The following is a 21,804-nucleotide window of genomic DNA, read 5'->3' as shown; positions in this document are numbered from 1 at the left end:
CCGGGCTATGGTGTACCTTTGCAGTCCGCTTTTCAACTTTTGCTGCCATGCCCGCCACTATCACGCTCAAACCCGGTAAAGATCAATCCCTTCGTCGCCGCCACCCATGGGTGTTTTCGGGGGCTATTGGCCGCATGCAGGGCGAGGTAGTAGAAGGAGAAGTGGTACACGTACAGGCCGCCAATGGGGAGCTGCTGGGCGTAGGCCACTATGCCCCCGGCTCCATTGCCGTGCGCATGCTCGACTTCGGCCCCGATGCCCAGCTGCCCGACGCGGCGTTCTGGGAAGCCCGCCTGCGCAATGCCTACCAACTGCGCCAGGGTCTTGGCCTCACCGGCACCGGCAACACTAACGTGTACCGCCTCACCCACGCCGAGGGCGACGGCCTGCCCGGCCTCATCATTGACGTGTACGGCGACGTGGCCGTGGTGCAGGCCCACAGCGCCGGCATGTACAAGGCCCGCCCCCTGATTGCAGCGGCCCTGCAAGCCGTGATACCTGGCCTACGCGCCATCTACGACAAGAGCGCCGAAACCGTGCCCGCCAAAGCGGCGCCTGGCGCCCAAAACGGCTACCTCTTTGGGGAAAGCAACGGGCAAGAGCACATTGTGCAGGAAAACGGCCACCCCTTTGCGGTAGATTGGGAGTCGGGCCAGAAAACCGGTTTCTTCATTGACCAGCGCGACAACCGCAGCCTGCTGGCCCGCTATGCCCCCGGCCGCCGCGTGCTCAACACGTTCTGCTACACGGGTGGCTTCAGCAGCTACGCCCTGGAAGCTGGCGCTGAATTGGTACACTCCGTGGATAGCTCCAAGAAAGCCATTGAGCTGACTGAGCGCAACGCCGCCCTCACTGGCCTAGAGGGCAAGCACGCCGCCTTCGCGCAAGATGTGTTTACCTTCATGAAGGACACTGAGGAGCAGTACGACCTCATCGTGCTTGACCCGCCGGCCTTCGCTAAGCACCTCTCGGCCCGCCACAACGCCCTGATGGGCTACAAACGCCTGAATGCGGCCGGCATTAAGCACATTGCGCCGGGTGGGCTGCTGTTTACCTTCAGCTGCTCACAAGTAGTTTCGGCCGAGCTGTTTGAAGGGGCCGTGCTGGCCGCCGCTATTGAAGCTGGCCGCCCCGCCCGCATCCTGCACCGCCTCACCCAACCCGCCGACCACCCCGTGAGCCTCTTTCACCCCGAAGGTGAATACCTAAAAGGGTTGGTGTTGGCGGTAGAGTAGGAGGGCAATGGATACGCTGGCTGATCCGTGGAATTTTGCCAATGAGGTCAGTGCGTTCTACTCGCCCAACGGCACCCAGCAGCTAGAGTACGGTGAGCTATACGAGAAGGGCCAGGGCGGGCCACTTAGCGGCAATTGTTTCTGGCTTACAGTACACGGGCAGCGTTTCCAACTGCCCGGTAGCTACGGCAGCCCACCTGTGTGGGAGCCACAAGGCTACCGGGTTGCATTGCCCCTTTGGTCAATCTCGTGGGGTACAGCTCAGCAGCTAGCTATACTGAATACGCAGCTTCGAAGGCTAGTTGTGTTTAGACAAAGCTTTAGATTACTGCATCTGCAGTCATTTGATAGTCTGCTGGTCAAGGGGCTAGATAGCCCAATCTATAAGCCTAGGCCCGTAAATTTCAATGCGGGTACGGAAGCCAAACAGCGCATTTTCGAGTTATAGCTGTACTATACTTTTAACACCGTCCTGTGGCACGTTCTACTACTCGTTCTTCTCTGAAGCAGCCCGCCGCCATTATTGGGGCCGGTATTGGTGGCATTGCTACGGCTGTGCGGCTGGCGCTGGCGGGGCACAAGGTCACGGTGTTTGAGGCCCAGGAGAGCTTTGGGGGCAAGATGCACCAACTGGTGCTGCCGGGCGGTTACCGGTTTGATGGGGGGCCGTCGTTGTTCACGCTGCCGCACCTGGTGGATGAGCTGTTCCGGCTGGCCGGCCGCAACCCGCAGGAGCACTTTCGTTACCAGCGCCTCGACCCTATCACCCAGTACTTCTTCCCCGACGGTACCCAGCTCACTGCCTGGGCCGATGAGGAGAAGTTTGCCCAGGAAGTAGAGCAGAAGCTGAAAGTGCCCGCCGCCGAGGTGCGGACTTTCCTGGCGCGCAGCCGGCAGGCCTACGATGCCACTGCCGATACCTTTCTGCAGAAATCCCTGCACAAGGCCAGCACGTACCTCTCATCTGATGTGCTGAAGGCCCTGGCGGCCCTGCCTACGCTAGGCCTCACCAGTACCATGCACCAGCGCCACGCGGCCGCCTTCCCCCAGGAGCCGCGCCTGGTCCAGCTCTTCGACCGGTTTGCCACCTACAACGGTTCCGACCCTTATCAGGCGCCGGCTACGCTCAGCATGATTCCGCACTTAGAGCACGGGCTGGGGGCCTTCTACCCTGAGGGCGGCATCTACGCCATTGCCGAAAGCTTGGTGAAGTTGGCCGAGGAGCTGGGCGTGCAGTTTCGCTACAATGAGCCAGTGCAGGAAATACTAACCGCCGCGGGCCGCGTGACTGGCCTACGCACTGCCCAGGAGGTGTATGACTTCGGGCTGGTGGTTAGTAACATGGATGTGGTGCCTACCTACCGGAACCTGCTGCGCGGGCAGCCGGCCCCGGAGCGCACCCTGCGGCAGCCGCGTTCCTCCTCGGCCCTGATCTTTTACTGGGGCATTGGCAGGCGCTTCCCGCAGTTAGGCGTGCACAACATCTTTTTCTCAGGAGACTACCGGCGCGAGTTCGACGCTATCTTCCAGGAAAAAACTATTGCCGCCGACCCTACTGTGTACGTAAACATTACCAGCGGCCACACCCCCACCGATGCGCCTGAGGGCCACGAGAACTGGTTTGTGATGGTGAACGTACCCCACGACCAAGGGCAGGACTGGCCTACGCTGGTAGCCCGTACCCGGCAGGCTGTGCTGGCCCGCGTGAGCAAAGCCCTGGGCACCGACGTAGGCCAGTTGATCCGGGCCGAGCACGTTTGGGACCCGCCGGGCATTGAAGCGCGAACCTCCTCGTTTGGTGGGGCGTTATACGGAAGCTCCTCCAACAATACGATGGCAGCCTTCCTGCGGCACCCCAACTTTTCGCAGCAAGTAGAAGGCCTGTATTTTTGCGGGGGCTCAGTGCATCCGGGCGGCGGAATTCCGCTCTGTTTGCTTTCGGCCCGCATTGTGGCCGGTCTGATTACCAACTAAATAAAGGAAACGTTGGGCCGTAGCCGTACGTTTTCTGAACCACCGAGCGGCGGCCTTGTTGTGGGGGCGCAGGTGTAGTTTTTGCGTGAGAATTTTTATTTGCCTCTGATGACCGAACCAACCCAACAGCCTCAGCCCATAGCCACCGTAGCGCCCCATGCTGCGCAGCGCCGCCTGCGGCTGGCCCAGGGAGTGCTGCTGCTTTTCCACGTTACGGGATTTCTGGGGCTGGGCTTCGCACAGGACAAGTCGTTTTACCTGCAGTTCGTACCCCTGAACCTGCTGCTCACGGCGGGCCTGCTGGTGGCCTTCCAGCCCCGCCGCGATGCTACTTTCTGGAGCTTTGCCATCGTAACCATGCTGGTGGGCTTCTTCGTGGAGGTGGCTGGCATCCAAACGGGCGTCATCTTCGGGCAGTATGAGTATGGGCCCACGCTAGGCCCACAGTGGCTGAGCGTACCCCTAATCATTGGCCTCAACTGGTTTATGCTCGTTTTGATGGGGGGCTCACTGGCCAACTACTTACGGCTGCCCAGCTTCCTGAAAGCGGTGGTGGCGGCGCTCCTGCTGGTGGGCATGGATTTGTGCATTGAGCCAGTAGCAGTGCAGTACGGTTTCTGGAGCTGGCGCTACAACATCATTCCGCTGCAGAATTTTAAGGGATGGTTTGCAGTAGCCCTCATTTTGCAAGTATATTTCAATCGAATGGATGTCAGCCGACGCAATCCACTAGTACCTTTTTTGTTCTTACTTCAACTCCTGTTTTTTTTCGGGTTGAGCATGCTAGGCTAGGCTTGTTTGCCGTTTGGTACTAGGTTGGTGCGAGCGGATGGCCTCATTATTTTTTTTATCCGAATTTTTATGGAGGACATCGTACTCCACCAACTAATAGAACGCGCCAACGAGTTAGTACGCCAAGTAGGCGTTGGCATTTTGCACGAAGAGCAGTTAGCCGTTGCCCTCGACCTGAGCTTACCAACCTTTCGCGAGCTATTTGGCAGTAAGGCCGGTCTCTTACGCCTTACCACCCAGCAAAACCTGCAGCGCCAGCGCCTAGAGCACGACGAGCTATTTACCAACCTGGCTACCCCGGTAGAGTGCCTGCTGGCCTGGCTGCACCACAGCCTGCAGGAGCTGCGCCGCTCACCTCACTACGACTACCATGTGCTGCGGGAGCAATACCCAGAGTGCTGGGGCCTGATTCAGGAGCACCTTTACGTGTATTCTTTCCCGCTGCTCACGCGCCTGCTGCAAGAGGGTATGCAGGAGGGGCAGTTCCGGTCTGATTTGGAGCCGGGTATGATTGCCCACATCATGATGGCTCAGATGAACCTGATCCTGAACGAGGCCTACTTCCCGCCCGACCACGTTAACCAAGCCGACATCTACCGGAGCATGTTTGCGCCCTACGTGCGTGGCCTCTGCACCGTAGAAGGCCTGCGCTTAGTAGCCCTGCACTTCGAGCGAATGTAGCCTTGCACAACCCGCAGCCCCCGCACTTGGACGTTATCGGTTAGGCGTACGGCTGAGCTGGCAACTGCGCACGCGGGTGTATGCTAAGCGCAGGCCCCCGCGAAATATTGGCCGGAAGATTGTGGGAGGGGCCGAAAGAAGCGTACTTTGGTAAGGGCAGCGATGCCTAAACGCCTCTGCTCGACCCTAACACTACCTATGACTCAAACTGACAAGGCCCGCCTGTTCGAACAGGTGCAGGCTCTATTTGACCGCGCCGGCGGCATGACTGAGTTGTCAGAAGACGACCTGATTACTGGCCTAGGACTCACTCCGGCCGACTTTCAAGCCACATTCCAGAATAAAGAGGAGTTCTTGGTGCAGGCAGTCCGCTACGATCTGGAGCGGCAAAAGCGGGAGCACCAACAGATTCTGTCTCAGGTGCACTCCCCGGTTGAGCGCATTCTGGCCCTGCTGCAGCATGGCATTGCCGAAATGCAGCGCGCGCCCAAAACCAACTATGCTGCCCTGCAGCAGGAGTACCCGCGGGTGTGGGAGGCTTTGCTGCTGCACTTGAGCACCTACTCAACCCCGCAAATTCATGGCCTGCTGAACGAGGGCGTACTGCAGCGCCAGTTCCGGGGCGACATCAACATTGTGCTGGTAACCAAGATTATTCTGGAGCAGATGCAGCTGATTCTGAATACGGCGGTATTCCCGCCTAGCCGCTATGACCTGGCTGAGGTATTCCGGAGCATCTACCTGTACTACATCCGGGGCATTTGCACCGAGGAAGGCATTCAGCTGGCCGCAGCGCACTTCTCCCGCATCTAGCGCCCACTCTAGGCCACCAAGCAACAGCGCCTGCTTTCCTCTGTGGAAGGCAGGCGCTGTTGCTTGGTGGTGCTAAGCAGCAGGGGCGAGTGGCCTAGCTGATGGATACGCGCACCTTTTTGGTGTATTCGCGCAAGGCGTCCTTAAACTGAGAGCCGTGCTCCCGCATGTGGTTGAGAATGAAGATGGCCGCGAAAATATGAGTCAGCTTTTCGCCTTCGTCTTCACCTTCTACCTCAAACGGTAAGGGTTGCTCTTCCAAGAGCGCCTCCTCAGCGGCTACCAGATTTTCCAGCGTCTGAGTTTCTACTAGGCGCTTGATAACGGGCATTTTCATGGCGTAAGCTTAGTTGGCGTGGAGTTTCGAAATCAGCTCTACTACCGCTTCTTCCTTGCTAGCAGCCAGAGTCTCAACCAGCTCACCATTGCGGAACACCGCGAAATAGGGCAGGTTGGTAACGTTGGCCAGCTTGCGGGTTTCGGGGCTGGTTTCGGCGTTTACATCCAGAAAAGCAACTTCGGGCTCAGCCTCCGAGAGGCGCTTGAACTTCGGCGAGAACAGCCGGCAGTTGCCACACCAGTCGGCGTAGAATTTCACCACTACCTTTTCATGCTGGTCGAGGAGCTGGCGGAAATCGGCATCAGTGGCTTTCGTAACGGGCATTACAACAGAATTTGGGTGAACAAAAGAAACGGCCAGATAAGAATGATTCTTATCGGGGTGCAAAGGTAAGGCACCCGTTCCGTAAAAGTGTACCCACCTGTGAAAGTTGCTGATATAGTAACTCAGAGGAGCGTAATAACTTGCTTATCAAAAGCTAGGGCTGCGTAAGAGCATCATTTTTAAGAGTCAATGAACCTGTGTTGGCAACAGTTGGCCGGGGCAAGTGGCCTACCGCTATAGCGCAACGGTGCCCTGGCTTGGCAAGGGAATGCCTTAACCTGAGGCCCCGGCTTACGTTAGCCTTAGCACGGCCAGCACCCCTAGGCCAGGTAGCGCCACTGCGGGGCGGCACTTGGTGGTGCAGGCACAACCGCAGCTATGCTTCGTGTATGCAGAACCTAATCTTCTTCGGCAACAGCCTCACCGCCGGCTATCAGCTTCGGGCCAGTGAGTCGTTTCCGGCTCGTATTCAGGAAAAAATAGATGCCCTAGGCCTGCCCTATAAAGCGCACAACTATGGGGTGAGTGGCGAAACCACCGCGGGTGGTCGGCAGCGCATCAGTTCCGTGCTGGCCCGCTTCACTACCATTGAGGTGTTTGTGCTGGAGCTGGGCGCCAACGATGGGCTACGGGGCATACCCGTGCGCGAAACCACTCAAAACCTGCAATTCATTCTGGATGAGGTAAAGCGCCAGCACCCCGAGGCGCGCATTGTGCTGGTGGGCCTGGAGTTTCCCTTTGATCTGGGGCCGCTGGCTACGTTGGGCGGCGGCCGTTACGGGCACTATGCCCAGGAGTTTAAAGCCTTATTCCGGCAGCTGGCCGAGAAGAACCAGCTCGACTTTGTGCCCTTCCTGCTGCAGGGGGTTATTGGGCAGCGCCACCTTAACCTTCCTGATGGGGTGCACCCGAATGCTGCGGGCCAGCGCATCCTGGCCGACAACGTGTGGGCCGTATTGCGGCCGGTTTTGGAACGAGGGTAGCCCGCAGCGCAGCTGGCTACCACATTTTTTTGCTGGAAACGCTGCTTTTTTTGAAGCTTGCTTACAGGTTTTGAATTCGGCCTTCCCAATAGTGGAAAAGCGGTTGACTATGGAAACTCAACCGTTACCAAGTGCCAGGGGCGGGGCCACGGCAAACAACGAAGCTGCACCATATTCAAACAAACGGGCGGAATCGCAGGTATATAGCTCTGTTATGATGCTTCAATTTGTATGAAGCCGCAGCTGTCACAGTGCAGAGGTATGCTTTCAATTTTCCGCTCCCATTCCCTTATTTCTTATCTATCCATAGCCGCCACCGCCGTTGGCCTGAGCAGCTGTGAGATGATAGAGTTTAGCCCCAACGATCATCGCTCCCCCGACGACAAGCAGGCGCTAACCGACAAACACCTAACCACCTTATTGGCTAACCCTCTCCCCGCTGGTGATACTCTGCGTTTTGTGTACACCGGTGACTCTCAGCGCTTCTACGATGATGCGGAGGACTTGGTGAAGAGCGTAAACCAGCAGAAAGGCGTGCAGTTTATGCTGGTGGCCGGCGACATTTCCGACTTTGGCCTAGCCCGCGAAATGTGGTGGGTAGATGATCAGCTGCGCAAGCTGACCATTTCTTACCTCACCGTCATCGGCAACCACGACCAGGTGGGCAACGGCCGCAAGGCCTACGGGGAAGTGTTCGGGGCACTCAACTACTCTTTCGTTTACGGCGACACGAAGTTTATCATGACCGACACCAACGGTCGGGAGTACAACTTCAACGGCCGCATTCCGGATATGCCGTGGGTGCGCCAGCAGTTGCAAGACAACACCGTGCGCCGCCACGTGATTATCTCCCACGTGCCGCCGCAGGATGAGGACTTCGACCCGGCCGTGCGTGAGGCCTACGTAACTGCTCTGCGCGAAGACCCGCGCCTAGTGTTCGAAATGAATGGCCACCGCCACGACTTCAGCATCGGGCAGCCCTTCAACGACGGCGTTACCTACGTCAACTCCTATGCCTTCGAAAAGCGTCAATACCTCATCGTGACGATGTGGGGCGACAAGGAGTTCCGACTTAAAAAAGTACCCTTCTAATGGCACCGCAATTACTTTTGGCGGCCGCGTTGGCCGGCCCAATGACGGAGCCCGACACCTTAGCTCGCCCCGCCACTCCTGATTCACTCATCACGCGCTCAACTGGCCTAGAGCCCCTTGACAAAAAGCCCTGGTACCGCCCACGCCACGTGGTGCTGCAAACCGGCGGCGGCATTGGCATGGTAGCGGCGGGTGTGGGCTACAGCCTCGGCAAAGACAAAAATGAGCTGGATATTCTGGTGGGCTACGTGCCTACCAAATACGCGGGCTCTTCACTGACCATTGCCACGGCTAAGTACACCTACTCGCCCTTCGTGCTGCCCGTGGGTGAGCGGTGGCAGATTCGGCCCCTCACCGTGGGTGGATACCTGAGCTATACCCACGGTACCGTCAACGACGAGGAAAAAGGCCAATATGCCAAAGGCTACTACTGGTTTTCTACTGATACCCGCGTGGGTCCTGTATTGGGCAGCCGCCTGGCCTACCGCCGACGTACCCCCGCTGGCCAGCCCCGCAACGTAGCCTTTTACTACGAGCTGGGCAGCAACGACCTCTACATTCTCAGCTACGTGCAGAACCGTAAAGCACTGTCAGTGGGAGATATCCTTACGCTAAGCCTAGGCCTGAAGGCAGACTTCTAGGGTGGCCTTTAGGCCGAAATGCAGGTTGGGTCAGCTAACGTAGCTCGCCCTTTAGGTTTCAGATGGATGAACAGCTGGTATTCCTGCGGATGTATGCTGGCCCTCACTGGTTTAGTGGGCTGCTCACTGGTGGAGTACAGTCCCAACCAAACGCACCTGCCCACTGCTGAGCGGGGCCTGACCACCCAAACGCTGGCCCTCCTGCAGCAAATGCCCCGCGCCGCAACCGCTGACACCGTGCGGTTTGTATTTGTGGGCGACACTCAGCGGTTTTACGATGAAACCGAGCAGTTTGTGGCCAGCGTTAACCGGCAGCGGGCCATTGACTTTGTGTTTGTGGGCGGCGACATCTCCGACTTTGGTCTGCTGCGAGAGTTTCGGTGGGTGCACCAGCGCCTGCAGCAGCTGCGCGTGCCCTACCTCACGGTGGTAGGCAATCATGATCTGGTGGGCAACGGGCGCGCTATCTATCAGTCTATCTACGGGCCCCTGAACTACACCTTCCAGTACGGCGGCACCAAGTTTATCTGCCTCGACACCAACGGCCGGGAATACGGTTTCGGCGCTCAGGTGCCCGATGTAGCTTGGCTCCGTCAGCAGCTTCAAGACACCACGGGCAGCCAGCGCGCGGTGGTGCTCAGCCACGTGCCTCCTACGGATGAAGACTTTGACCCCGCCCTGATACCCACGTACACGGCGGCGTTGCGTGGCTGTTCCCGGCTGGTATTTCACCTGAGCGGGCACGTGCACCGCTACACGGCCGGCCAGCCCTTCCGAGATGGAGTCACTTATCTGACCACCTACAGCTTGGCCAAGCACCGCTACCACATCATCTCGCTGTGGGGGCAGCGTCAGTTTCGGCTAGAAACCGTGACGTATGGGCCAGATGCGTAGGGTGCTGCTGGGGCTACTGGCCTATGGCTCAGTGATCCTGCCCATGCAAGCGCAAACCGACGCCCCGCCCCAGGCCGGACCGTTCTTTCTGACGCTGCACTTTGCCGGCGGTACTGGCCTAGTGGCGCTGGGGGGCGGCTACCGCGTAGCGCACCAGCGCTTAGAGCCGGAAGTACTTGTAGGGTACTTGCCGCGCCGGCTGGCTGGGCACCGGGCGGCTATCATCACCCTTAAAACCAGCTATATTCCTTTCTCGCCCCGGCTAGGCCACTCGCGCTGGGAGGTGAGCCCCGTGGCGGTGGGTGGCTTTATCAATTACACCACGGGCAGCCAGTACTTTCTGACCAACAACTCCGCGGGACGCTACCGGCCGGGCTATTATTGGTGGTCGGCGGCGGTGCGAATGGGCGCGTTTGCGGGCCCTCGCCTGACGCACCTAGGCCACCTCTCGGGTCGTTATGTGCCTAAGCAAACCCTCTACGCTGAACTGGGTACCAATGAGTTGTATCTAGTGAGTGCCCTCACAAACCGTAGCCTCAAGCTGAAGGAAATTCTCACGCTTGGAGGAGGCGTTAAAGGCAGTTGGTAGCTTAAGCACTCGGAGCACTGTCGGTGGCAGAGGCAGCGGTGCTAAGGTACACCTCCCGAGCCTCGCGCAGAACGCGAATGAGCTCGGTGCGCTGCCGCAGCAGCCCCTCCATGAGGGGGCGCTCCGTACGAAATAGGCGCAGCACCCGCAGCCGCCGTAGCCGGGCCGCCAGATTGCCCGAGTAGCTGAGGGCGTAAAAACCCGAAACCGGCAGGCTGAGGAAGTAAAGCAGCGTCCAGCGCCAGTCTTGCGTGAAGTGATACACCAGCACCGTTTGCCCTATGTAGGCCAGGGTAAACGTAATCATGCCTACTACCAGCATAATGGGCGCCACAAACTCTACGTCCTTCGTGGCTCGTTTCGCTACCATGGAGGGTATTTTGTAGGGCAAGTAGTTGTTGATGACCCCATACACAAACAGCGGCGCGCCCAGCAGCAGCCGGACGCCGGCTGAGAAGGCCCGGCTGGCCCGGCTGCCCTCTACGTGGCGAGTTTCCAGGGCGTCGTCGGTGAGGCGGAGCCGCCGGAGTTCCTGGTGGTAGTTGTGCAGCTGCTCGCGCACTTCGGCCAGCCGTACGGGGTCATGGCCTTCATAAAAACGCACGGCCTTAAGCAAAGTGCGGCTGAGCTGAAAGTTGTCGGATAGGGTTTCTTCGTCGTCCTGAATGAGGTGCTGGCCAAAGGTGCGTTCTACCTGCGTTACCAGCTCATCTTCCTCATCGGTGCGGGTAATGATGAGGCTGGCTTCCATGCGCCTTCGGATTTCGTCAGTCAGCACATCGGCGGCAGCTTCGGGGTCTTGGCGGTAGTGCTCGGCGTAGTCGGCCACGCTGATGGGCTCGGCCAGCTCCACAAACACATCGGAGCGGAAGCGCTGCGGGTCGAAGTAGTTGATGCCCATGGGCAGAATGTGCAGGCCTAGCTCAAAGTTGTGCCGGGCTTCGGCACCCAGCGCAATGCGGGCCGCGCCCGTTTTAAGGGGCCGCAGCCGCCGCTCCGACACGCTGGTACCCTCGGGGAAAATCATGATGGTGCCGCCCTTATCGAAGTAGTCGTAGCACCGCCCGAAGGCCTTCTCATTCTGGGCTTCCAGCTGGGCCGGCGTTAAGGTTTCGGCGCCAGTGTCAAGGTCTTGGCGCCGATAAATTGGGATGGAGTTGCCCGACTCCATAATGGCCCGCAGAATGGGGTTCTTGAAAAAAGTGCTTTTAGCCAGAAACGCCACCGGCTGCCGGCGGTTGATGGCGGCCACCAGCGGGTCCATGAGGGTGTTGGGGTGGTTACTGGTGATGAGCAAGGGGCCGCGCATTTGCAGCCGCTCGGGGTGGCGCACTTCCAGCTGCCGGAAAAATACGCGCAGGGCCACCTGCACGAGGGGCTTCATCACAGTATAAAAAAGCATAGGGGCAAGAAAAGCAGAAGGTGGGAGTACTGCGAGCGGAGAACGAGTTGTTGTTGAGCTTACGAGAGCAAAGAAAATTTAGAAACGTACCGGGGCCATCTTTCAGCCAGGGTAAGGCGAGTTAGCTGAGCTAGCGTGGTGCTACGCGGGCAGCAAGCGGTGGCGCGCCAACCAAGAGGGTAAGACTTAGTACGGTGGTTATCGTACGATGGGAAGGCCATGCAGCGTTCAAGCACGTAAGTGCCAGCGGGCAATATCCACTTCCGCTGCTTCCGCCCAAAATCCAGCATCTTTGACCCAAGTTTTCAATTGCCCGTTATGCGTTTGCTGTTTGTTTTTCTGGGGATGTTGCTGGTCCCGATGGTAAGTAAGGCCCAAACTTCGACTGCGGCCGAAGCGGCGGCACTGGCCACGACGCTAAAGAAGGCCAACCAGCTGATGCTGGAGCGCCGTTACGAATCGGCGTGGAAGCTATTGAAATTCGCGGACCAAATGAATGTGGAGCCGGCCGTAGCCCTGAAAAAGACGGAGCTAGCCCTCAATTACCACATTGGCACCGAAGAGCTCAAGCGCTTCGCCTTCCGCGACCTGGCGCTGCTGGCGCCCTCCATCGACAGCCTACGTCAGTCGGGCAAAGACTCCGTCCGGTACACCTTTCCGGTGCGGCGGGTGCTGGAGAAGCTCAAGGAAAAGTACCCCGACAACTATAAGCTCGACCGCGCCCTCGGCGACTACTACTTTGCCGTGCAGCAGTGCGACTGCGCCGAGCAGGACCTGGGCGAGGATGAGGTGTTTCGGCGGACCATTCAGTTCTACCAGCAGGCCCACGACCACGGCCAGGGCGACTACCTCTCGTATTTCGCGCTGGGGTATGCCTATCAGCGCCTAGGCCAGTTCAAGGAGAGCCTGGCGCCGTTTGAGCGCTCTATTCAGCTGCGCAAGAACTACCCTACCTCGCATCTCAACGTGGCCTTTGTGTACCTTGAGCTCAAGGAATTTGATAAGGCCCGCGCCCATGCCCGGCGCGCCGTTCAGCTTTTTGACGATGCCGCTCACAAAGAAGACGCCGGCTTCCTGCTAGCCCAGATTGAGGAACGCATGAAGGAAACCGCGTCCTCCAAGCCGCAGTAAAGCCAATCTTGCCTATCAGCACATCATCCTGACGAAGGAAGGATCTTATCACGCATAAACAGGTGGCCTTGGCCAGTTGTGTTACCGGGGTAAGGTCCTTCCTTCGTCAGGATGATGTGCGGGTAAGTGTGTATCGGGCGGGTGCTACAGCGTGGTACCTGCTTTGAAGGTGCCGTCGTTTACGGATTTGAGGAACTTGGTAAGGCCGCGGAAGTAGGTTTGCTGGTCGTCCCACATGCTCATATGGCTGCCTTGGGGGCAGAGTAAGTAGTTGCCTTGCTTCACCTTGTGGCTCATTTCCTCCATGTCTTTGGGGTTCATGGTATCGTACTGGCCGCCAATCATGAGGGTGGGCACGGTAATCTTATTGAGGTCGTTCCACCGGTCCCAGGTGAAGAGGCGGCCCATGGTTTTAAACTCGTTCGGGCCCTGCATCAGCTCATATACGTGCTGGTTCACGTGCTTGAAAGAGCGCGCCACTGGGTCGGGCATTTCGGGTAGGCGCAGCAGGTGCTGGGAGTAGTAGTTCTTGAACACCAAACCCTCGTAGGTGGGGTTGTGGTAGTCCTTCTTCACTTCAAACTTCTCCAATGAATCCAGCAGGGAAGGCCGCAGCTGGGCGCGCAGCGTCTTATTGTAGGCGTCGTAGCGCGGAATGCTGGCCACCATGTTTGAGATGACAAGGCCGGCCAGATGGTCTTGGTGCTTGAGGGCATACTCAAGGGCCAGAATACCGCCCCAGGAGTGGCCTAGTACGTAGAATTTATCAATGCCCAGGGCCTGCCGCACCTGCTCTACCTCATCCACGAAGCGCTCGGTGCGCCACAGGTCGTCATCGTTGGGCTGGTCGGAGTAGTAGGAGCCGAGCTGGTCGTACTCGTAGAACTGAATGCCTTCCTGCGGGAAGAAGCTCTCGAAGCACTCAAAGTACTCATGCGTCATGGCCGGGCCCCCATGCAGGAGCAGCACCTTTATCTTGCCCGTCCCAAACCGCTTCGTCCAAACGTTGAACGTGCCTTTACTCGTCTTAATCGGAATCAGCTGTACGCCCCCGCTGCGGATGCCCGTCTCAAACGGCTGCAAATAGACCGTGGTAACAGTATTAGGTGATTCAGCGGCTGGCGCCGACGGAGCATCGGGTTTCTGCTGACAACCGGTGAACAGCAAAGTAGCGGCCAGGGCTAGGCCACTTAAGCGGGCTAGGAGAGGTGCGGGCATGGGTGGGGCGTGTTAGTTCTCACCAATAGTAGAAAGAACTGACGGAAAGCCCGCTAAGCAAGTGGCATTCCCCCAAAAAAGCCCGCCACCCTACGCGAAGGATGACGGGCTTTTAGGTAACAGAGTAAAAAGTTGAGGATAGTGCCCTGACGGGTTACTTCCCTTTCTTCGCTAAGTAAGTTTCAGTTGATTTCAACAATGCTTTTTGCGCGTCGTCAATAGCCGTTGATGAGTTAATTCGGACGATGTAGCGGTCCATTGCCTTGGCAACTAAGCGTACACCTTCTTGCACTTCTTCCTTCAACTTCTTCGGATTGGGTTGGGTCTCTTGACCGGAAGCCGCAGTACTTAGGTGACTAAACTCATTGACAGCTTTGGCCAACTGTTCACCAGCCGTAAGCCTCTCAGTTAAGGCAGCATCTTGAATGAGTTGGTTGGCAGCACCTTGATCAAATTTGTCGGCGGCAAGCTGGGCATTGATGTTGCTAACCGAGAAGGCGGAGGGCATTGATGGAGGCGAAGCAAGATTGAATCCCAGAAGGCCAGTGGTGAGCGAGGTGAGCGTGTCGTTGTAAGCCTTAACGGAGGCCTGCAACTGCGCTCCTTCCCGGTTTTTCCACCATGACTTATCCATCAGGTTCTTGTTGAGGCGTTGCAACTGCTGCTGGGCCTCGGGCGAGAGTTGCTGGGCCTGCAGTGCATTGGTTACCTGTTCAGGCAAAAACACCTCACGGTAGTTTTTCACGGCGAGGCGGTTCAACTGTTTGTCGTCTTTTTTCTGCTGAAGCACCGCCTGCTGCGGGTTTGGGGCGGGGTGCTGCTGTCTTCTACGCTCTTGCTCCTGCGCCAATTGCGTAAGTTTCTCGTTGGCTTCCAACTCTAGCTTTTGCTGTTTGGCTTGGGCCTGCAGCTGCGCTTCTTTGCTCATTGGTCCAGCGCCGTAACCAGTTCGATTTTTTTGCGTCTGTGCCATGCGAAAGTCTTGACTCCGCTGGTTTGTCATCCTATTAAAATCCTGGCGGGACTGCTGGTTCTGCTGCATGGTAGGGCCGGTGTAGCCCCGGCCGAACTGGGCAAATGCATGGGCTGGTAGTAGAAAAAGAAGGAGTACAGCGTGTTTCAATGTATAAGGGAAAAAGTGAATAAACTCGTTTTGAATTGCCAGTAGCTATAGTATTTGAATCAACTGTGACTCTTGATTAAATTCAGTTTTAATTAAGAATTTTGCTGATGGCGTTATTTACAGCCACTACTGTTCGCATGCCCGCCAATGCGCTATTTATAGGTGCAGGCTTGGATGAAGTGTGTAAGATATTGTACCGCACGGTAAGGTGCAATCTTTTAATATTTCTATCTGCTGCCCAGCACGATTCGTGCTCCCAACTCTTGCTTGCTCACTAGGCTTGACAAGACGCGCTATACGTGTAGGTGCCCTATGGTAAAGACAAAAAGCAGCACGTCATCCTGATAGAAAATAGAGTTCAGCAGGTAAACACGACTAGGTAAGAACCTTATCGGGTTTGCATGAAAACTCTGTTTCCTCCAGAATGACGTGCTGCTTACAGCAACGACCCGGGCGAAATATTTAACGAGCTCGGAGAGACGAGCTTTTTACTTTGTCACTCCATTACAAATTCTCGCGGTTCATTACACGGTTTTGGCGGTTGATGGACTCCAGGTGAACGGCGTCGAAGTACTTCAGAATGAAGTCGCGGGTGAGGCCGAGCCGGTCGCCTTTCTGGAGGCCGCGCTCAAGGATCTCGTTCCAGCGGTTGGTTTGCAGAATAGTGATGTCGTTCTCCTTCTTGTACTGACCGATGCGCTCAGCTACCTGCATGCGGTTGCCCAGCAGGTGCAGAATCTCGTCGTCGAGCTGGTTGATTTGCTCGCGCAGCGTGGCCATTACCGTTAGGAACTGCTGCTGGTCGGTGGTTTCGTGGCGCCAGATCAGGCCGTCGAGTAGCTCGGCGAGGCGCTCGGGCGTTACCTGCTGCTTGGCGTCGCTCCAGGCATTGTCGGGGTCGATGTGCGACTCCAGCATCAGGCCGTCGAAGTCCAGGTCAATCGACTTTTGCGCGATGCCCGCTAGGCCAGTCCGGTTGCCGCAAATGTGGCTCGGGTCGCAGATGATGGGCATATCGGGCAGGCGGCGCTTCATCTCGATGGGCAGGTGCCACATGGGCGCGTTGCGGAACTCCGTGTTGCCGTAGCTGGCGAAGCCTCTGTGAATCAGGCCAATGTTCTTCACGCCAGCTTTAGCCAGGCGCTCCACGGCGCCCATCCACAGTTCTAGGTCGGGGTGCACGGGGTTCTTGATGAACACGGGCACATCGGTGTTGCGCAGGGCATCGGCCACGGCTTGCACCGAGAACGGGTTTACGGTAGTGCGGGCGCCAATCCAAAGCACATCTACCTCGAAAGCCAGGGCATCTTCCACGTGCTTGGGCGTAGCCACTTCCACGGTAGTGGGTAAGCCAGTCAGCTGCTTGGCTTTCTGCAGCCACGGCAGGCCCTTGGTGCCCACGCCCTCAAACAGGCCGGGCTTGGTACGTGGCTTCCAGATGCCGGCGCGCAGCATGTCTACCTTGCCAGTAGCGGCCAGGCGGGTGCAGGTTTCAATGAGCTGCTCCTCCGTCTCAGCTGAGCAAGGGCCAGAGATGATGAGGGGCTTCTTCGCTAGGAAGGTCTTATGTTCGGCCGCGTCGGCAGGGGAGGTGATGAGCTGTTCCATTATATGAGGTTGAGTTTTGCAGTTGGAAGGTGGCCTAGAGAGGCCTAAGAGTACTAGATTTTTAGACTAGGCTCCCCTCCTCAGATGAGGAGGGGAGCTAGCTTCTAGCTCTGGTTATTTCAGGATTTTTTTAATCAGGTTGGCTTGCTGTATCTGTTGATAAACAGCCGAGTAGTCTTCCTTATTCAGTAGCTCGCGCAGGTGTTGAAGCTGGTGGATGTGCTCATCTAGCACATCGAGCACATTCACGCGGTTCTGGCGGAAGATGGGCACCCACATATCGGGCGAGCTTTTAGCAAGGCGCACCGTCGACTCAAAACCACCACTTGCCAATGCAAATATCTGTTGTTCTTCCTTCTCTTTCTCTAACACGGTGAGAGCCAAGGCAAAAGAAGTAATATGCGAGATGTGCGAGATGTAGGCCGTGTGCAGGTCGTGGGCGGTGGCATCCATGTACACCAGGTGCATAGCCAGCCGCCCGAACACCGCTTCTACCCGCGCTACGGCGTCTTCAGCGCTGCGGGCAGCGTCGCAGATAACTAGGGTTTTGTCGCGAAATAAGCCGGGCACGGCCGCTGAGGGGCCAGAATATTCAGTGCCAGCCATGGGGTGCACCGCCACGAAACGGGCGCGGTTAGGATGACTGTCTACATGGGCTAGCAGGGTCGCCTTCGTCGAGCCCACATCAATAACTACCTGGCGCTCCGTGGTGGCATCCAGCACCTGGGGCAGCACGCTCAGCATAGCATCCATGGGTACGGCTACTACCACCAGGTCGGCCCGCCCGACAGCAGTAGCCAGGTCGGCCTCAATCTCGTCAACTAGGCCTAGGGCCACGGCCTGCTTCTGGTTATCCAGGCTTTGGTCAACGCCAATGATGAGGTGCGCTAGGCCACTTTCCTTGAGGCTTAAGGCAAGGGACCCGCCAATCAGGCCGATTCCGATTATTGTGACTACCATCGGGGAAATGTGAGATGGTGAAAGGGTGAGTTTATTCTTCAGGTGTCTGAGCGGAGCGAAGGACCTGCGAACATCAGGCATGCACCCCGACGACACCGTTGCAGCGGGAGCAGGCCCTCCGTTCCGCTCAACTTGATGCGGAAGCGCTGAGCTGCTGAGCTTGCTTGATGCGGCCCAACGCCGCTTGCAGCACTTCTTTGGTCTGGCACAAACTCACCCGAATGAAGTGGTTGCCGTTGCTGCCGAAAATGCCGCCCGGCGTGATAAACACGTTAGCGTTGTAGAGCAGCTCGTCGCTGAGGGCGTACCCATCGGCGTAGCCCGCCGGAATGGGCGCCCACACAAACAGGCCTACCTGGTTGCGGTCGTAGCTACAGCCGATGGTATCGAGCAGCTCAAATACCAGCTCGCGGCGGGCGCGATAGTGGGCGTTCAGCTCCTGATACCAGGTTTCATCGAGGTTCAGGGCCTCTACGGCAGCCAGCTGCACGGGCAGGAACATGCCGGAGTCGAGGTTGCTCTTAAAGCGCAGCACCTCCTGCAGCAGATCGGCGCGGCCCGCCAGCAGGCCAACGCGCCAGCCCGCCATGTTATGCGACTTGCTCAGGGAGTTCAGCTCCAGCACCACCTCCCGCGCGCCCGGCACCGCCAGCAGACTCTGGGGCTGCTCGGTGTTCAGGATGAAGCTGTAGGGGTTATCGTGCACTAGCAGAATGTTATGCGCAGTGGCGAAGGCTACTAGCTTGGTGAAAAACGCGGCATCGGCGGCGGTGCCGGTGGGCATGTGGGGGTAGTTCACCCACATCAGTTTCACGCGGCTTAGGTCGCGCTGGCCTAGCGCCTCCAGGTCGGGCAGCCAATGGTTTTCGGCGGTCAGGTCGTAGTCGATGGGCATGGCGCCGCTCAGGTGGGCGGCGGCCCGGTAAGCCGGGTAGCCAGGGTTTGGAATCAATACTTCGTCACCGGCCTCCAGAAACGTCATACTCACGTGAATGATGCCTTCCTTGGAGCCCAGCAGCGGCAGTATTTCAGACTCGGGGTCTAGCGTCACGCCGTATTGCCGCTGGTACCAGCCCGCCATGGCCTGGCGCAGCGCCGGCACACCCTTGTAGCTCTGGTAGGCGTGCGTGTTCGGGAGCTCGGCCGCGCGGGTCAGGGCTGCCACCACGTTGGGGTGGGGCGGCATATCGGGTGAGCCAATGCCCAGGTTGATGATCTGCTTACCGGCTTTGTTCAGGCCATCAATCTCGCGCAGCTTTTGCGAGAAGTAGTACTCCTGAGTGTGCTGAAGGCGGCTGGCGACGGAAACTTGCATGAGGGTAGGGGTTTGTCATCCCGACCGGGAATCTGGGGTAGCCTCTAGGCCAGTGTATCAGATTCCTCGCTGTGCCCGGAATGACAGTTCGAGTTGGGTTCTTAATGTGTGGTGCCCTTGTGATACATGCCCAGAACTTCTAGGCCATCCGTCACGGGGGTAATGTCGCGGAGGGCGGCTTGGAGCTGTTCGGGCTCGTCGAATTCAAGGTCGGCGTGGAAGTAGTAGTGCCAGGTGCTGCCTGGCTTGGGGCACGACTGTAACTTGGAGAGGTTGATGCCCAGATCGGCAATGCGCACTAGCACCCGCGCCAGGCTACCCTGGGTATGGTTGGTGTGGAAATAAAGTGAGGCCTTGTTAGGTCTCTCTACTTCCAACGCGTTTTCTGGGCGAGCTACCACCAAAAAGCGGGTATAGTTCTTTTTCTCGGCGTGAATGTCCTCAGCTACTACTTCCAGATCGAACAGCTCGGCGGCCAGCCTGCCTGCTACAGCCGCCACACCGGGCCGGCCTTGCTCCCGCACGCGCTGGGCGCTCAGGGCGGTATCTTCCGACTCTACCAGCTGCCAGTGGTGGTATTGGTTCAGGAAATCAGCGCATTGTAGTAGGGCCATGGGGTGGGAGTGCACCTCCCGGATATCGGAAAGCTGCTGGCCCGGCAGTGCCATCAGATGCTGCCGAATGCGCAGGTACACCTCGCCCATTACCCGCAGGCCCGACTTGCGCAGCAGCGTGTAGTTGGGCAGAATGCTGCCGGCAATGGAGTTTTCGATAGCCATTAGGCCGGCACCGGTGCTGCCGCTGGCTACCTGGCGCACCACCTCGCTAAACGTGGCGCAGGGCGCAGTCAGCGTTTCGGGGCCGAAGTAGTGGCGGGCGGCTATCTGGTGGAAACTACCTTCAAAGCCCTGGATGGCAACGGTGGGGAGCATGGTGCTGGTGATGAAATGGCAATAAAAAAGGCCTCCGGAGTGCGGGGCCTTGGGTTTGCTGTGGTTCTGCTCTAGGTCAGTCTCGGCAAATCGGGCCCCGCTTCTTCGTAAAAAAGAAGTAGTAGTAGCCGTAATAAAAGAAGTGCTGAGCCGACATGTGTAGTACTGAGTGAGCGTAAAAAAAGCGCCTCCCGAGGTTGTCGAGAGGCGCTGGAGAGTTTCGGTTGGGAAAGCTACAGAGGGGCCGCTCGACTACGCGTTGGCGTAGTAGAAGTAGTAGCTAAAATAGAAGCGGCCGGTAGACTGAAGCATGAGTATCAAGTGCTTTGATAGGGGCAAGGTGGGGCACGTGGGCGGTAATTCCAAATTATTTTTTGAAAATACCTACGAACAAACGTTTGCTAAATGCTCCTAATTGATGCTCATCAAGGCAAAAGAAATTGTTTGATGGGAGCTGCGGGTTTACGCTGCATGCCGCCTATATACCTATTATGAAATGCCTCTATTACCCAATAGACACGGATTTTGTGAAGCTCTCAAAAACTTGGCACGGTTTTGAAATAGTACCCGTCAGAAGCTAGTCGCCCACCCTGCGCAACGCGGCGATTAGCGCATTCCTTCCAACTCTTCCTGCCATGAATACGAAGCGACTTTTCGGCCGCCTGGCCGCGGCTACCCTATTAATTTCTGCTTTTGCTACGGCTGCTGAGGCCCAGGTGCAGACCCACCGCGTACCGGCTTATACTGGTCCAGCGAAGGCCCGTTCCGTGCCCGCCACCCGTTCTTATTCCACGTCTTCCGCCACCGATGGTCCTAAAATCGGTATCCGGGCTGGCGTGAACGTCTCAGACTGGTCGGGTGATGCCGTGAACAGCGTGATGGACGTAGCCGAGTATACCAACGGTGCCGTGACCAAGGAAATGAAGCCTGGTTTTTATGCGGGCCTCTATGCCACGCTGCCGCTGGGCCCCCGCTTCGCTATTGAGCCCGGCGTAGGCTACTCTGAGAAAGGTACGGTGCTGACTGGCCGCATTCCGCTGGAACAGTTTGATTTCCTGAATGCCAAGGTGCGCGCTACGGCTCGCATGGCCTACCTCGATATTCCGGTGCTGGCAAAAGCCTACCTCACCGATGGCCTGTACGTATATGCCGGCCCCCAAGCCTCCGTGCTGCTGTCGGGTAAGGCACGCGTTGATGCCAGTGCCCTCGGTTTCTCGGCCTTCAAAAAGGACTTCGATATTAAAGACCAGTTCCGCCCCGTCGATTTCTCGGTGGTGGGTGGCCTAGGCTACCAGTTCCAGAATGGCTTTGGCCTGAGCGCTGGCTACGATTACGGCCTTACCTCGCTGGACAAAAACAACCGCTTCGACGCGCAGAACCGCGTTATCAAAGCGTCCCTGAATTACTCGTTCTAATCTCTCTTCCATCTCCTATTCCCCGCACAAAGGCCCCGTCGAATTCTCGGCGGGGCCTTTTTCGGATAGTGGCCTAGCGGCAGCGGGGCCAAAGATGAAACAGTTACGATACGTCAGGTAAGATTCAACACGTAGGATAGATAACAAGCCGAAGTCGACCCAACGGCCTTTGCTGGGGGCGAGGCTGCAACCAGTGCCTCCAGGCCGCAGTAGTGAGTGAAGCGCGGGCCGACTTCGGTAACAACGCCTGGTATGGCCTAGGCCAGTAAAGAAATCACGGGCTGATAGTAGGAGCCAGTTCAAATAAGATAAGTTGCATTCGGTTGACTGCCTGATGATTAA

The 21,804-nt window shown here is 57.6% G+C and carries 21 protein-coding genes; 12 read left to right on the top strand and 9 right to left on the bottom strand.

The features are described from left to right. Positions 1 to 47: 47 nt before the first annotated feature. The 5 genes from EU557_RS21755 (at position 48) to EU557_RS21735 (ending at position 5,495) form a co-directional block, all read left to right on the top strand. Complete coding sequence (locus tag EU557_RS21755; RefSeq protein WP_135532593.1) at positions 48 to 1,235, top strand: class I SAM-dependent rRNA methyltransferase; 1,188 nt, start codon at positions 48 to 50, stop codon at positions 1,233 to 1,235. Between the two features lie 474 nt (positions 1,236 to 1,709). Further along, complete coding sequence (gene crtD / locus EU557_RS21750; protein WP_245326351.1) at positions 1,710 to 3,209, top strand: 1-hydroxycarotenoid 3,4-desaturase CrtD; 1,500 nt, start codon at positions 1,710 to 1,712, stop codon at positions 3,207 to 3,209. A gap of 108 nt (positions 3,210 to 3,317) precedes the next feature. After that, entirely contained in the window at positions 3,318 to 4,001 is a 684-nt protein-coding gene (locus tag EU557_RS21745; RefSeq protein ID WP_135532592.1) for a carotenoid biosynthesis protein, read from the top strand. A 69-nt stretch (positions 4,002 to 4,070) separates the two neighbouring features. Beyond that, positions 4,071 to 4,682: a TetR/AcrR family transcriptional regulator gene (locus EU557_RS21740; RefSeq protein ID WP_135532591.1), complete on the top strand. Its 612-nt coding sequence runs from the start codon at positions 4,071 to 4,073 to the stop codon at positions 4,680 to 4,682. 198 nt (positions 4,683 to 4,880) lie between these two features. Next, entirely contained in the window at positions 4,881 to 5,495 is a 615-nt protein-coding gene (locus EU557_RS21735) for a TetR/AcrR family transcriptional regulator (RefSeq protein ID WP_135532590.1), read from the top strand. A 94-nt stretch (positions 5,496 to 5,589) separates the two neighbouring features. Here EU557_RS21735 and EU557_RS21730 read toward each other — a convergent pair whose 3' ends face one another. Both EU557_RS21730 and EU557_RS21725 read right to left on the bottom strand, forming a co-directional pair. Continuing rightward, positions 5,590 to 5,832 (bottom strand): DUF6952 family protein, encoded by a 243-nt coding sequence (locus EU557_RS21730; RefSeq protein ID WP_135532589.1) that lies wholly within the window; start codon positions 5,830 to 5,832, stop codon positions 5,590 to 5,592. 9 nt (positions 5,833 to 5,841) lie between these two features. Next, positions 5,842 to 6,159, bottom strand: a complete 318-nt coding sequence (locus EU557_RS21725; protein ID WP_135532588.1) for a thioredoxin family protein — start codon at positions 6,157 to 6,159, stop codon at positions 5,842 to 5,844. A gap of 389 nt (positions 6,160 to 6,548) precedes the next feature. Between EU557_RS21725 and EU557_RS21720 the strand changes: the two genes are divergently transcribed. The 5 genes from EU557_RS21720 (at position 6,549) to EU557_RS21700 (ending at position 10,358) form a co-directional block, all read left to right on the top strand. Then, positions 6,549 to 7,142, top strand: a complete 594-nt coding sequence (locus tag EU557_RS21720) for an arylesterase (protein WP_135532587.1) — start codon at positions 6,549 to 6,551, stop codon at positions 7,140 to 7,142. A gap of 261 nt (positions 7,143 to 7,403) precedes the next feature. Continuing rightward, positions 7,404 to 8,234 carry a metallophosphoesterase family protein gene (locus EU557_RS21715; protein ID WP_135532586.1) on the top strand — a complete coding sequence of 277 codons (831 nt, stop codon included), beginning with the start codon at positions 7,404 to 7,406 and terminating at the stop codon, positions 8,232 to 8,234. After that, positions 8,234 to 8,875, top strand: coding sequence for a hypothetical protein (locus tag EU557_RS21710; RefSeq protein WP_135532585.1), 642 nt, complete (start codon positions 8,234 to 8,236; stop codon positions 8,873 to 8,875). The genes EU557_RS21715 and EU557_RS21710 overlap by 1 nt, the downstream gene beginning before the upstream one ends. Positions 8,876 to 8,968: 93 nt before the next feature. Continuing rightward, positions 8,969 to 9,769: a metallophosphoesterase family protein gene (locus tag EU557_RS21705; protein WP_245326350.1), complete on the top strand. Its 801-nt coding sequence runs from the start codon at positions 8,969 to 8,971 to the stop codon at positions 9,767 to 9,769. Further along, on the top strand, positions 9,753 to 10,358 hold the full coding sequence (locus EU557_RS21700; protein WP_135532584.1) for a hypothetical protein: 606 nt from the start codon (positions 9,753 to 9,755) through the stop codon (positions 10,356 to 10,358). The genes EU557_RS21705 and EU557_RS21700 overlap by 17 nt, the downstream gene beginning before the upstream one ends. A gap of 1 nt (position 10,359) precedes the next feature. Here EU557_RS21700 and EU557_RS21695 read toward each other — a convergent pair whose 3' ends face one another. Further along, entirely contained in the window at positions 10,360 to 11,760 is a 1,401-nt protein-coding gene (locus EU557_RS21695) for a lysophospholipid acyltransferase family protein (RefSeq protein WP_135532583.1), read from the bottom strand. A gap of 318 nt (positions 11,761 to 12,078) precedes the next feature. Here EU557_RS21695 and EU557_RS21690 point away from each other — a divergent pair, with 318 nt between their 5' ends. After that, positions 12,079 to 12,891, top strand: a complete 813-nt coding sequence (locus tag EU557_RS21690) for a tetratricopeptide repeat protein (protein ID WP_135532582.1) — start codon at positions 12,079 to 12,081, stop codon at positions 12,889 to 12,891. Positions 12,892 to 13,035: 144 nt separating this feature from the next. Here the strand turns inward: EU557_RS21690 and EU557_RS21685 are convergent, their stop codons facing one another. From EU557_RS21685 to EU557_RS21660, 6 genes are all read right to left on the bottom strand, one after another. After that, positions 13,036 to 14,109: a proline iminopeptidase-family hydrolase gene (locus EU557_RS21685; protein ID WP_135532581.1), complete on the bottom strand. Its 1,074-nt coding sequence runs from the start codon at positions 14,107 to 14,109 to the stop codon at positions 13,036 to 13,038. Between the two features lie 154 nt (positions 14,110 to 14,263). After that, entirely contained in the window at positions 14,264 to 15,151 is an 888-nt protein-coding gene (locus tag EU557_RS21680) for a hypothetical protein (protein WP_135532580.1), read from the bottom strand. Positions 15,152 to 15,736: 585 nt separating this feature from the next. Then, positions 15,737 to 16,840 carry a chorismate mutase gene (locus EU557_RS21675; protein WP_135532579.1) on the bottom strand — a complete coding sequence of 368 codons (1,104 nt, stop codon included), beginning with the start codon at positions 16,838 to 16,840 and terminating at the stop codon, positions 15,737 to 15,739. 114 nt (positions 16,841 to 16,954) lie between these two features. Next, a complete protein-coding gene (locus EU557_RS21670) occupies positions 16,955 to 17,800 on the bottom strand; it encodes a prephenate dehydrogenase (RefSeq protein WP_135532578.1) in 846 nt (281 codons plus the stop codon). A gap of 127 nt (positions 17,801 to 17,927) precedes the next feature. Further along, entirely contained in the window at positions 17,928 to 19,115 is a 1,188-nt protein-coding gene (locus EU557_RS21665; protein WP_135532577.1) for a pyridoxal phosphate-dependent aminotransferase, read from the bottom strand. A gap of 101 nt (positions 19,116 to 19,216) precedes the next feature. Next, positions 19,217 to 20,047 (bottom strand): prephenate dehydratase, encoded by an 831-nt coding sequence (locus EU557_RS21660; protein WP_135532576.1) that lies wholly within the window; start codon positions 20,045 to 20,047, stop codon positions 19,217 to 19,219. Positions 20,048 to 20,682: 635 nt separating this feature from the next. On the opposite strand from EU557_RS21660, the gene EU557_RS21655 reads away from it, so the two are divergent. Then, a complete protein-coding gene (locus tag EU557_RS21655; protein ID WP_135532575.1) occupies positions 20,683 to 21,462 on the top strand; it encodes a porin family protein in 780 nt (259 codons plus the stop codon). Positions 21,463 to 21,804 lie beyond the last annotated feature (342 nt).

This window comes from Hymenobacter wooponensis (assembly GCF_004745865.1).
Lineage (GTDB): Bacteria > Bacteroidota > Bacteroidia > Cytophagales > Hymenobacteraceae > Hymenobacter > Hymenobacter wooponensis.
This window is presented reverse-complemented; position numbering and strand designations above follow the sequence as displayed.

Excerpts from the sequence above, each read along its gene's own strand:
- EU557_RS21755 (WP_135532593.1), top strand. The coding sequence starts at position 48 with ATGCCCGCCACTATCACGCTCAAACCCGGTAAAGATCAATCCCTTCGT.
- EU557_RS21745 (WP_135532592.1), top strand. The coding sequence starts at position 3,318 with ATGACCGAACCAACCCAACAGCCTCAGCCCATAGCCACCGTAGCGCCC.
- EU557_RS21740 (WP_135532591.1), top strand. The coding sequence starts at position 4,071 with ATGGAGGACATCGTACTCCACCAACTAATAGAACGCGCCAACGAGTTA.
- EU557_RS21735 (WP_135532590.1), top strand. The coding sequence starts at position 4,881 with ATGACTCAAACTGACAAGGCCCGCCTGTTCGAACAGGTGCAGGCTCTA.
- EU557_RS21730 (WP_135532589.1), bottom strand. The coding sequence starts at position 5,832 with ATGAAAATGCCCGTTATCAAGCGCCTAGTAGAAACTCAGACGCTGGAA.
- EU557_RS21725 (WP_135532588.1), bottom strand. The coding sequence starts at position 6,159 with ATGCCCGTTACGAAAGCCACTGATGCCGATTTCCGCCAGCTCCTCGAC.
- EU557_RS21720 (WP_135532587.1), top strand. The coding sequence starts at position 6,549 with ATGCAGAACCTAATCTTCTTCGGCAACAGCCTCACCGCCGGCTATCAG.
- EU557_RS21715 (WP_135532586.1), top strand. The coding sequence starts at position 7,404 with ATGCTTTCAATTTTCCGCTCCCATTCCCTTATTTCTTATCTATCCATA.
- EU557_RS21710 (WP_135532585.1), top strand. The coding sequence starts at position 8,234 with ATGGCACCGCAATTACTTTTGGCGGCCGCGTTGGCCGGCCCAATGACG.
- EU557_RS21705 (WP_245326350.1), top strand. The coding sequence starts at position 8,969 with ATGCTGGCCCTCACTGGTTTAGTGGGCTGCTCACTGGTGGAGTACAGT.
- EU557_RS21700 (WP_135532584.1), top strand. The coding sequence starts at position 9,753 with ATGGGCCAGATGCGTAGGGTGCTGCTGGGGCTACTGGCCTATGGCTCA.
- EU557_RS21695 (WP_135532583.1), bottom strand. The coding sequence starts at position 11,760 with ATGCTTTTTTATACTGTGATGAAGCCCCTCGTGCAGGTGGCCCTGCGC.
- EU557_RS21690 (WP_135532582.1), top strand. The coding sequence starts at position 12,079 with ATGCGTTTGCTGTTTGTTTTTCTGGGGATGTTGCTGGTCCCGATGGTA.
- EU557_RS21685 (WP_135532581.1), bottom strand. The coding sequence starts at position 14,109 with ATGCCCGCACCTCTCCTAGCCCGCTTAAGTGGCCTAGCCCTGGCCGCT.
- EU557_RS21680 (WP_135532580.1), bottom strand. The coding sequence starts at position 15,151 with ATGCAGCAGAACCAGCAGTCCCGCCAGGATTTTAATAGGATGACAAAC.
- EU557_RS21675 (WP_135532579.1), bottom strand. The coding sequence starts at position 16,840 with ATGGAACAGCTCATCACCTCCCCTGCCGACGCGGCCGAACATAAGACC.
- EU557_RS21670 (WP_135532578.1), bottom strand. The coding sequence starts at position 17,800 with ATGGTAGTCACAATAATCGGAATCGGCCTGATTGGCGGGTCCCTTGCC.
- EU557_RS21665 (WP_135532577.1), bottom strand. The coding sequence starts at position 19,115 with ATGCAAGTTTCCGTCGCCAGCCGCCTTCAGCACACTCAGGAGTACTAC.
- EU557_RS21660 (WP_135532576.1), bottom strand. The coding sequence starts at position 20,047 with ATGCTCCCCACCGTTGCCATCCAGGGCTTTGAAGGTAGTTTCCACCAG.
- EU557_RS21655 (WP_135532575.1), top strand. The coding sequence starts at position 20,683 with ATGAATACGAAGCGACTTTTCGGCCGCCTGGCCGCGGCTACCCTATTA.